At 45.4% G+C, this 10,623-nt stretch carries 13 protein-coding genes; 7 read left to right on the top strand and 6 right to left on the bottom strand.

Annotation, left to right across the window (positions count from 1 at the left end; all coding sequences use genetic code 11):
* Window positions 1–11 precede the first annotated feature (11 nt).
* The 5 genes from CXF82_RS19795 to CXF82_RS19775 all read left to right on the top strand — a co-directional run bounded on the left by CXF82_RS19795 (window position 12) and on the right by CXF82_RS19775 (window position 4,263).
* Window positions 12–1,241, top strand: a complete 1,230-nt coding sequence (locus CXF82_RS19795; RefSeq protein WP_102044809.1) for a beta-ketoacyl-[acyl-carrier-protein] synthase family protein — start codon at window positions 12–14, stop codon at window positions 1,239–1,241.
* Window positions 1,234–1,710, top strand: coding sequence for a hotdog family protein (locus CXF82_RS19790; protein WP_102044808.1), 477 nt, complete (start codon window positions 1,234–1,236; stop codon window positions 1,708–1,710). Before CXF82_RS19795 ends, CXF82_RS19790 begins: the two co-directional genes overlap by 8 nt.
* A gap of 102 nt (window positions 1,711–1,812) precedes the next feature.
* A complete protein-coding gene (locus CXF82_RS19785; RefSeq protein WP_101089500.1) occupies window positions 1,813–2,538 on the top strand; it encodes a 3-ketoacyl-ACP reductase FabG2 in 726 nt (241 codons plus the stop codon).
* The gene (locus CXF82_RS19780; RefSeq protein WP_102044807.1) at window positions 2,535–3,776 is read left to right on the top strand and encodes a beta-ketoacyl-ACP synthase; all 1,242 of its coding nucleotides are present in this window, start codon (window positions 2,535–2,537) and stop codon (window positions 3,774–3,776) included. The genes CXF82_RS19785 and CXF82_RS19780 overlap by 4 nt, the downstream gene beginning before the upstream one ends.
* Before the next feature lie 160 nt (window positions 3,777–3,936).
* Complete coding sequence (locus CXF82_RS19775; RefSeq protein WP_101089502.1) at window positions 3,937–4,263, top strand: rhodanese-like domain-containing protein; 327 nt, start codon at window positions 3,937–3,939, stop codon at window positions 4,261–4,263.
* Between the two features lie 64 nt (window positions 4,264–4,327).
* Here the strand turns inward: CXF82_RS19775 and CXF82_RS19770 are convergent, their stop codons facing one another.
* Window positions 4,328–4,921 (bottom strand): FMN-dependent NADH-azoreductase, encoded by a 594-nt coding sequence (locus CXF82_RS19770; protein WP_101089503.1) that lies wholly within the window; start codon window positions 4,919–4,921, stop codon window positions 4,328–4,330.
* 394 nt (window positions 4,922–5,315) lie between these two features.
* On the opposite strand from CXF82_RS19770, the gene CXF82_RS19765 reads away from it, so the two are divergent.
* Complete coding sequence (locus CXF82_RS19765) at window positions 5,316–6,683, top strand: DUF4397 domain-containing protein (RefSeq protein ID WP_102044806.1); 1,368 nt, start codon at window positions 5,316–5,318, stop codon at window positions 6,681–6,683.
* Window positions 6,684–6,760: 77 nt separating this feature from the next.
* Here CXF82_RS19765 and CXF82_RS19760 read toward each other — a convergent pair whose 3' ends face one another.
* The 5 genes from CXF82_RS19760 to CXF82_RS19740 form a co-directional block, all read right to left on the bottom strand.
* Window positions 6,761–7,210: a thioesterase domain-containing protein gene (locus CXF82_RS19760; RefSeq protein WP_102044818.1), complete on the bottom strand. Its 450-nt coding sequence runs from the start codon at window positions 7,208–7,210 to the stop codon at window positions 6,761–6,763.
* 21 nt (window positions 7,211–7,231) lie between these two features.
* Window positions 7,232–7,669 carry a D-aminoacyl-tRNA deacylase gene (gene dtd, locus CXF82_RS19755; RefSeq protein ID WP_101089543.1) on the bottom strand — a complete coding sequence of 146 codons (438 nt, stop codon included), beginning with the start codon at window positions 7,667–7,669 and terminating at the stop codon, window positions 7,232–7,234.
* An 85-nt stretch (window positions 7,670–7,754) separates the two neighbouring features.
* Window positions 7,755–8,324, bottom strand: coding sequence for a hypothetical protein (locus CXF82_RS19750; protein ID WP_102038711.1), 570 nt, complete (start codon window positions 8,322–8,324; stop codon window positions 7,755–7,757).
* Window positions 8,321–9,277 (bottom strand): alpha/beta fold hydrolase, encoded by a 957-nt coding sequence (locus CXF82_RS19745; protein ID WP_101089545.1) that lies wholly within the window; start codon window positions 9,275–9,277, stop codon window positions 8,321–8,323. The genes CXF82_RS19750 and CXF82_RS19745 overlap by 4 nt, the downstream gene beginning before the upstream one ends.
* Window positions 9,246–10,250, bottom strand: coding sequence for a virulence factor BrkB family protein (locus tag CXF82_RS19740; protein WP_257982829.1), 1,005 nt, complete (start codon window positions 10,248–10,250; stop codon window positions 9,246–9,248). Before CXF82_RS19740 ends, CXF82_RS19745 begins: the two co-directional genes overlap by 32 nt.
* Window positions 10,251–10,371: 121 nt before the next feature.
* Here CXF82_RS19740 and CXF82_RS19735 point away from each other — a divergent pair, with 121 nt between their 5' ends.
* Entirely contained in the window at window positions 10,372–10,593 is a 222-nt protein-coding gene (locus CXF82_RS19735; RefSeq protein WP_101089546.1) for a hypothetical protein, read from the top strand.
* Window positions 10,594–10,623 lie beyond the last annotated feature (30 nt).

Below are 10,623 nucleotides of genomic sequence, written 5' to 3'. Positions count from 1 at the left end.
GGTGATTTAAAGTGAAGTCAAATATCGCAATAGCAATAACCCAAATAGGTTTATGTACCCCGCTAGGTGACACCTCCGCGTCTGTGCTTAATAATCTCATTACCGCAAATGTCGACGGCATGAGATGGCGCGATGATTTAATGTTTGATCGCCCGGTACTCGTGGGTGAAGTGGCTAGTAAACTACCGGAGTTGACGACGCAATGGCGACACTTTGATACCCGTAATAATCAGCTCGCCCTAGTTGCTGCCAAGCAAATCGAACAATATGTTATTGCAGCTAGCACCCAATATGGTGCCAACCGAGTTGCCGTTGTCATTGGCACGAGTACCTCAGGTATCGCCACTGGCGAGCAGGCGTTAGCACATCATCATCAGCATGGTGAATTTCCCGCGGGATATGACTATTCACAACAAGAGTTGGGCGACAGCAGTCTGTTCTTACAAAGTTACTTTGGGCTCAGCGGACCTTGCTTTACCGTCTCAACCGCCTGCTCTTCAAGCGCTAAAGCATTTGCCAGCGCACGACGACTGCTCAACGCTGACCTCTGTGACATGGTCATTGTTGGCGGGGTCGACTCCTTGTGTCAATTGACCCTCAATGGTTTTAACTCATTGGAATCAATATCCAAAGCCCATTGTCAGCCATTCAGTGCTAACCGCGATGGCATTAATATTGGCGAAGGGGCTGCATTGTTCACCCTAGAGCGAGCAACCGAACGTGATGCTATTGTATTAAGCGGTGTGGGCGAATCCAGCGATGCTTATCATATTTCTGCACCACATCCTGAAGGGACTGGCGCGATTATGGCCATGCAATCAGCGTTAAAAATGGCAAGCTTGAATGCAGGGCAGATCAACTACTTAAATCTACATGGCACCGCAACACCCAAAAATGACGCTATGGAAAGCCGAGCCGTCACTGCTGTATTCACTAAACAGCTCCCTCCTTGCAGCTCAACCAAACCGTTAACCGGACATACCTTAGGCGCTGCTGGCGCGATTGAAGCAGCCTTTTGCTACCTGTTACTCAGCGATTTAAACGTCGATAATAGACTGCCACCACAAGTATGGGATCAACAGCAAGACCCAGATAATCCCTCATTACCTTTGGTGAACTCCGGCGACACAGCGACGATACACCATGTAATGAGCAACTCATTTGCTTTTGGTGGCAGCAACGCAAGCCTCATATTCAGCCGCCATACAAAAACCACTGATGAGACTCAACCACATGTTTGATTTAACCACCCTTGCCAGCCAAGACGTTGAGCAATTTATCCCTCATCGGCAACCTATGGTGCTGATCAGTAATCTATTAGAGTATGAAGCTGATAATTTACTCACACAAACTAAGATAACGACAACCAGTCCCTATTTTGATGACAGCCTGCAGGGGGTGCCAAACTATGTTGGCATTGAATACATGGCGCAAAGCATTGCCGCTTTAGCAGGGATTGAAGCGCATCTTAGGCAAGACATCATCAGAGTGGGTTTTTTACTGGGAACGCGCAAACTGAACATGCATATTTCGCACTTTAAAGCGGGTGAAACCTACCAAACCCAAGTCACTCGACTGTATCAAGAAGAGTCTGGCTTAGCGGTTTTTGACTGCAAAATTATACACAATGAACAGATAGTTGCCGAAGCAAATGTGAACGTTTTTCAGCCTCAAGACACTAAAAACTATATTGCCGAAGCGACTGGCTGAACAATAAACATACTAAATTGAATTAAACATCATTGATAACGGCATTATCCCATTGAAACTTAAAGATAGTTTGCATAACAACGGAGCTGTTAGGGAGAAAAGATGACTAAAAGAGTACTGATCACCGGTTCAAGCCGCGGAATAGGCAAAGCGATAGCATTAAAGCTGGCCGCTGCAGGCTTTGATATTGCAATGCATTATTATCAAAATATCGATGCCGCAAACGAAACGCAGCAAGCATTAGAGCAGCTGGGTGCGTCTGTATCTTGCCTTAAATTTGATATCGCCGACCGCGCAACCGTAAAGCAAGCCATTGAACAAGACATTGAACAGCACGGCGCCTATTACGGCGTGGTGTTAAACGCCGGCATTAATTGCGATACCGCTTTCCCCGCCATGACAGAGTCAGAGTGGGACAGCGTGGTACACACTAATTTAGATGGTTTTTACAATGTAATTCATCCCACGGTAATGCCAATGGTACAAGCTAGACAAGGGGGTAGGATCATTACTATGGCCTCTGTTTCTGGTATTGCGGGCAACCGTGGGCAAGTCAATTACAGCGCTTCAAAGGCCGGGATCATCGGTGCCACCAAAGCATTATCACTTGAGCTAGCAAAACGCAAAATCACCGTCAACTGTATCGCTCCAGGGTTAATTGAAACCGATATGGTGGCTGATATCCCCAAAGAGATGGTCAATACTCTCGTCCCGATGCGACGTATGGGTAAAGCCTCAGAAATTGCAGGGTTGGCTAACTTTTTAATGTCTGAAGATGCCGCTTACATCACTCGCCAAGTGATCTCCGTTAATGGAGGCATGATATGAACCCGCTACCCCGCAGAGTCGTCATCACTGGCATCGGTGGGATTTCAGCCCTAGGTCATGACTGGCAAACGATTGCGAGCAATCTTAAAGCTAAGAAAAACTGTGTTGTTCGACTCGATGAGTGGGACAAATTTGAGGATCTAAATACTCGTTTAGCCGCGCCTATTACTGATTTTGAGAAACCCGCGCATTATACTCGCAAAAAAATTCGCTCAATGGGCCGAGTCTCCATTATGGCAACGCGAGCCAGCGAACTGGCTTTAATGGATGCCAACCTGCTTGATGACCCTGTGGTGACATCGGGGGCGATGGGGATCGCTTACGGCTCATCCACCGGCAGTACCGAACCCATTATCGCTTTTGGCGATATGCTGAAAACCGGTGATATGTCAGGCGTCACAGCGACCAGTTACATTAGGATGATGGCCCACACCACCGCGGTAAATGTTGGCGTTTTTTTTGGTTTAAAAGGACGAGTGCATACTACCAGTAGTGCTTGCACCTCCGGAAGCCAAGGAATTGGTTATGCTTATGAAGCCATAAAATATGGCCAACAAGACCTTATGCTTGCCGGTGGTGGTGAAGAGTTATGCCCAACTGCGGCCGTTGTGTTCGATACCCTTTTTGCCACCAGCACTCAAAACGATACACCGTCACAAACGCCTAAGCCATTTGATAAGCAGCGTGATGGATTAGTGATTGGTGAAGGTGCTTGCACCTTAGTGCTTGAGGAGCTCGAACACGCCCAAGCCCGTGGCGTTAAAATCTATGCCGAAATCGTCGGTTTTGGTACCAACTCAGATGGCTTACATGTCACCCAGCCAAACGCAGGAACGATGGAAAAATCTATCCGACTCGCGCTTAAAGATGCTGCTATTGACGCCAGTAGTATCGGTTACGTCAATGCCCACGGCACGGCAACTGAACGTGGCGATATCGCCGAAACACAGGCGACCAACGTCGTGTTTGGCCCATCACAGCCGATTTCATCACTTAAAAGTTACACTGGCCACACCCTTGGCGCTTGCGGTGCACTTGAAGCTTGGGTCAGTATTCAGATGATGAACGAGGGCTGGTTTGCCCCCACACTGAACCTTACCGAGATTGATCCTGAATGTGCTCAGCTCGACTACATTCAGAATGATATAAGGTTACTCGAGACTGATTATGTCATGAGTAACAACTTTGCCTTTGGTGGGATTAATACTTCACTGATTTTTAAGAAGTGGTCGACATAACCCCTTTATAAATAGCTCCTTTTGGAAGCAGAGTTAGTTAGCATAATCTTTATATCAGTAACCTTGAACAATTGATTAGAAAAATCTTATTGAAATAAATCTAATAAACGGTTTTAATAGGTGTCACTAATATATAAATTGCTATGTGAAAGGAGAGTCCATGTCTGAACCTATACTTTCGACGCTGTCTAGCTGTCAGCCAGGAGATAAGTGTTGGCAGCTTATCGAACAAGGCGCCACTGTTATTGATGTTCGTAGTCCTCAAGAGTTCGCTGACGGCCATCTGCCAAACGCGATCAATGTGCCGCTGGACGCCTTGGCGGCATGGGTAGTCCGTATCAACAACCCACAACAAATGTTTCTACTCTACTGCGGCGCGGGTATCCGAGCGCAAAAGGGCTGCGATATACTTAACGCCAGCGGTTTAGCCAGTGTGGTTAATGCTGGCGCCCTTAAAGATCTATTGGCTTGTAAGCCGCAGGGCTAGCATCACTTAGCAACAAAAAGGTCGCTAATGTTAGCGGCCTTTTCAGTTATTCAGTGGAAAGTCATTAAGCACCTATCAATGCCAGTTCTTGTTTTGCTTGGGCTAATCCTTGCTCTTTTGCTTCAGGCCCCATAGCCAATGCTTCGCTATAAACAAATTCGACGTCATCAATGCCGATAAAACCCAGTACCGTTTTAAGGTAAGGTACAACATGATCTGCTGCGGTATTTTTGTGCACGCCGCCTCGAGTGCTAATAACGATAGCCTGCTTGCCCTTAATCAACCCTACTGGGCCATTTTCGCCATAGGTAAAAGTCACTCCAGCACGTGCAACAAGATCGATCCAATTTTTAAGCTGAGTCGGTATAGAGAAATTGTACATTGGCGCAGCAATCACTATGGTGTCGTGTTCTTTCAACTCTTGAATTAAGGTATTCGACAGTGCGATAGCATCTTGTTGACGTTGCGATAAATCATCACTACCTTGCATACCCGACGCAATTTCACCGTCTAAAACAGGAATAGGCTCAGCTGCAAGATCGCGGATAGTGAGCAGCTTTCCTTGTGCTAAAAACTGCTGGCTTAGATGCTCTATTAATTGAGCAGATTGAGAATAGCCACCTAAGATACTTGATTTCAATACTAGAACTTTCGACATAACGTACTCCATATAATGATGATCAAGCTAAGATGAATTTAACTGCTCAATCGAATGACGTCAGTGTAGAGTGCAATAAAAGACAAAAATAGCGGATAAAACTCCGCTTACTGTTCGATTAAATCGAAAGAACTCACCACTCGTCTCTACAATCAAACCGTCATACACTCCAATTCGATATTCATCACTACATTTTAATGCCAGTAAAACATTCGAAATTATAAATAAATTTTTAAAATAATGAATAAGACTAATACTCTATTAAAACAGATAAATAGTTTAAATATTATTCAGCAAGTGAATTGGATTATAGAGAGAGATGTAACGAAAATGTGATCGTTGTTTTTAGAAAGCCCGTATAGCGAATGGAACCCAACACAAGAAGGGAAATCCAATGCAACGTTTACATACTAGCGCCTTACTTATTGCAACACTCGCCTTAACCGCTTGCGGCAGTGACGATGACAATATCGCAGTCGTTTTACCTGAACCTGCAGCTTCATCACAAATTCGTGTCATTCATGCCAGTGCCGATGCACCCATGGTCAACATATTAGCCAACGGTAACGCATTACTCACCGATGTTGATTATGCTCAATCCTCAGGATTACTGCAGGTCAGCTCAGCTGAATACGATATCAGTGTCGATGCCCAATTACCTGGCGACGAAACACAAACTGTTTTTACTGCATTCTTGGATGCAGAAGCGGATATGGAATACACCGCGGTCGCAGTCGGTAGCGTCGCAGACAACAGCTTAGATCTTGCCCTTATTGAAAATCCTACAGCCGATATTGCGGCTGATTATGCCCGAGTACAAGTGTTGCATGGCACTGTAGGTGTTGGCGAAGTTGACGTCTACGTCACTGCTGTCGACGCTGACATCAGCATGATGTCGCCCACGCTATCGCTAGATTATATGGCTTACACCACCCAAATTGAGCTCGCCGCTGGTGACTATCAAATTCGTATCACAGTCGCCGATCAAAAAGCAGTGGTATATGACTCAGGTACTGTTGCTTTAATGGCACTAAATGACTATTTCCTCACTGCGGTCACCAATGTGTGGAGCGGTTCATCACCCGTGGCACTGCTGGCAGCGCTTCCTGAAGGGCAAGTATTAATACAGGATAAAGATGCCGGAGCAGACCTCAGAGTTATCCACGCGGTCGCAGATGCGCCTGCTGTCGATGTATTTTTAGATGAGGGGACAACACCTGCGGTTGCTATGCTCACATTCAAGCAAGTAACTCCCTTCTTGAACGTACCCGAAGGGGACCACACTGTTACCGTGGCAGCTAATAGCGATAATAGTGTCGTTGTCATCGACATGGCAGCTGTGACCTTAGAGCAAGGTATGAGTTACTCGGCACTTGCTGTTGGCTCACTCACAGAGAATGACATTATGCCGTGGGTATTGATGGATAGCCCTCGACGTATAGCAACGGCAGCAAAGCTCAATATTGCCCATGCTTCTTACTCTGCAGGTAATGTTGATATCTACTTAACTGCGACTGATGATATCAGCGATGCAACTCCCGCATTGAGCGATGTGCCCTTTATGGCAGCCTCTGGTGCACTGTCCATTACAGCGGGTGACTATGTTGTTAGCGTGACACCACACGACAGCAAAACCGTTGCAATCGGTCCACTAGCGGTATCCTTAATGGCAGGCGGTATTTATAGCGTCGCGGCAGTTGATAATATCGGCGGCGGAACACCACTTGGCGTTATTTTAATGGATGATTTCACCGCTAAATAGATGACTATAACCAAACTTAAGCGACTTAACTCAGTTGAGTCGCTTTTCTATTTAATCTGAATGTCTCAACAACAAAATTATAAATTTTTGGTGGGTAAACTCACAAATATAGCGTCAAAATTAGCACATAATTTATCGCCACAATATAACTCTATAGTTAAAGGAACTCGTGCCCGTTTACCTCGCCGTAACACAGATAGATCCGCACCAGCCCAACGGGTTCTAGCAACAGGTGCTTCGCTGATAGGAGCAATATAACGAATATGTGCATCGGCCAGTACGATATCACCATCAACCTCGGCCAATTGTTGCTGCAACCACATCATCCCCCAACCAGTTAATGCCATTAGGGTATAAATACTGCCCGCAAACATTGTTTGATGAAGATTGATGTTCGGCTCTAATGGCGCTGTAACACTAAAGCTGTCGGCGTTAAACTCAATTGGCGTCACTTGCATAAACTCGCTAACGGGTATGGTTCGATACCAAGTCTGTTGTAGTTGTTTTAGTAATGCCGTTTCATCCATCGGTTTTGATGTCATGACAAACTAAACCTGTAGATTAAACGTCACCGGGCCATCATTAACTAATGAGACTTTCATATCGGCGGCAAATTCCCCCGTTTGAGTATTGACCCCTTTCGACTGACAGAAATCAACAAAGGCTTGATACAGTTCACGCGCTTGATCTGGCGTACCAGCACCTGAGAAACTGGGACGTAAACCACGGCCAGTATCCGCAGCCAGTGTAAACTGTGAAACCACCAGTAAACTACCGCCCGCCTGCTCTAGATTCAGGTTCATCTTGCCATTTTCATCAGAGAACACGCGGTAACTCATTACCTTAGTAGCCAATTTTTTCATTTTTGCCACATCATCTTCTCGCTCGACACCTAGCAAAACCAACAGGCCTTTATCTATCTCTCCAATGGTCACACCATCAACGACTACATTTGCTTCGCTCACACGTTGAATCAGGGCTATCACGTAAAAACTCTCCGACTTAAAAAGCTAAAAAAAAGCGCCTAGCTTACTCATGTAAGTCATAGGCGATTTTCTATAGCGGGTAAACTTACATTGATTTAATCTGTTGCATCACAGGGATTGGCTTAATAACATCTTCTGAGCCTTCAGGCAGCGATTTAGCAACCTGACGCAAGCCTTCATCGGTCCAAAGTAAAAAGCGACGGATCTCTTCCATACTAATGGTATCAACAAATGTTGCGGCGCCTTGCACTTGAATCACAGCACCTCGTTCTCTAACTACAAACTTTGCAAAGTTGAGCTTTTGGTTAAGCGTACCAATCATAATCAACATCTCTTTGCTGCCCACATACTTAGGGTGGATAGCATAAAAGCGGTTCATTAAAATTCGGTCGATACCTTCAGGGTTAATACTTGGCTGCAGGATAAACTGACTATTATCAAAATTTACCGCCACGCCATTAGGCCCAGCTTTAGTCGCTAAGTAGTTTTTACTGAGCAATGCTTCTAAAAGTTTTGTTGAAGCTTGTTCATTCGTCATCCCACCTAAAGTCACACTATCAGGGGTTTTAGTCGTTACTTCAACGTCAGTGTTGTTCTCTGTTGCAGCACAAGCACTAAGGCTCATGACCAAGCCTGCTAATAATAATTTTTTCATTGGATACGAATTCCTTTATTTATTTTTAGGGCCATTTCCCTTACGGCGCTCACGATTGCATTCGCCATTTTGACGTCCGCCAATGCATGATAACCGCCGTTAACTTCCATCACCTTTATCTGATGATTTGCTTTATCTTGCAAAAAACCATGTACAAAACCGCTTGGACAAACCCTGTCTAGCTCTCCCTGAATAATGAGCGTTTCCGCTTGAATATCCATCACAGTGGCAGACAGCAGCTCAAAGGCACCGAAGTAATTATGGGTCACATAATAAAGCTCGATGCTTGCTAATGCCTGACTGAGAATGACATTTTCACCCACTTGCAAACAACCAGGGTAGGCCAAAGCCAGCTCCCAGTTTAACCAGCACCTCACAAAATGTTGACGAATGCTTGTAGAATCATTGTCGAAACCCTCTCGGTAACATGAAAATAATCCATCGAGTTGATTACCCGGTACCGCTGCCACACTAAAGGCCAAATGCTCAGATGGAAATAAGCGAGCGGCCCCCTGTTGACCATACAACCATTGAATGCTTTCCTCGCTAGGAATAAAGGCGCCCCACAGCACTTGTTTGGTCACTCGGTTTGGATAAAACCCAGCGTACAATAGCGCCAATGTTGCGCCAAATGAGCCACCAGCTAGCGCCCACTTAGCAATACCTAACCACTTTCTAACCTGTTCAATATCAGTGAGTAAATGATTAACACTGTTGTGCTCAAGTCCTCCTCTAGGTCGCGAACGCCCCGCCCCTCTTTGATCCATCATAATCACGTGGTAAACCGAAAGGTCGAACAATCCTAACTCATCAAATGAGCAGCCAGCCCCTGGGCCACCATGTAAATACAGCAACGGAATACCATCAAGATTACCGTATTGGCTTATATATAATTCATGCTCATCACCGACCGCTAACCAGTCACGCGCTATCAACGTCTGCAGCCTTAGCATTGTCTTTAAGCCCCTCTTTAGATGTCGATTTAAGCTTGTCAGCATCAACAGGGCTGCTATCGGTAGCCGGCACTGGTGTCTCTATTTCGCCGCAATTTTCTAATAATAGCGCCGTCCTAGCCAGGTGTCGTTCGCGTAAATATTCCGGCAACGCAGCGGTTATCTCAGCGCCAACCAATACGATAACCCACGAGACATACACCCAAACAAATAAAATAGGGATCACCGCTAATGCGCCGTAAATAGCCTCGTAGCTCGGGAATTGAGTTACATAAAATGCAAAGCCTTTCTTGCCCAGTTCAAACAGCATCGCGGCGACAATGGCACCCAGTAATGCATGGAAAAACTTAACTTTCTTATTCGGCACCACCATATAGAGCAGCAAAAAAGCAGCCACCGAAAATATCATTGGCAATCGCTCAATAATCAGCGGCACCACGCCCGACAATTCAGAGTCATCAAATAGCTGAAGTGACACAAGATAGGAGCTAGCCACCAAGCTTGCCCCTACCAAAACAGGCCCCAACGTCAGTACCATCCAGTACATCGAAAACGACACCGCAACTTGACGTTTTTCTTTGGTACGCCAAATACTGTTAAGTGACTTATCAATTGCAGAGATGAGCATTAATGCAACTACCACAAGGGCTGCGATACCAACGGTGGTACCTTTAGAGGCGTTGGCCACAAATTCATTAATATAAATCTGTACCGTATCGCCAGCAGCAGGTAAGAAATTGTCATACACAAACCCCTCCAACTGCTCGCGAATACCGGCAAAGACTGGAAAAGCCGACAGCATAGAAAACATGACGGCCACAATCGGTACTAACGAGAGTAACGTTACGTAGGCTAAGTGCCCCGCTTTAATATTGACTTGATCTTCTTTGAAGCGGCGCAGCAAATGTAAAAAAAATGCCCAAATACTCCACAAAAAAGACCGAAATTGATTCACTGCTATCTTATTTTTCACTTGTCACTCTTGATTCTGTTAAAGTTGTACCGAATATGTACAACGATAAATGATTTGTTTAAATCTATATTGGTACAATAAAGCTTATAACCTTCTCTTTACAAGTATAAGGATCGAATTGATGTCTCAACAGGGTTCCGCTGGCAATGTTATTGCCGCTATCGCAAGCTTTTTCTTTCCCGGTCTTGGGCAACTCGTTCAAGGTCGTATACTCGCTGCATTAGTGTTTTGTATTGTCGTAATCGTCGGTTATGCCATGTGGTGGTTAATATTCCCCGCAATCATCGGTGCAATAGCCCATTTGTGGAGCATTATCGATGCGGCTAAATATCGCGCCGATTAGTCCAGCGCCAATACACACAAGTTTAGGGTT

Origin of the sequence: Shewanella sp. GutDb-MelDb (assembly GCF_002836075.1) — a bacterium.
In the GTDB taxonomy this organism is placed as follows: Bacteria; Pseudomonadota; Gammaproteobacteria; order Enterobacterales; family Shewanellaceae; genus Shewanella.
The sequence above is the reverse complement of the archived record's forward strand: the minus strand, read 5'-3'. Positions and strand labels throughout refer to the sequence as shown.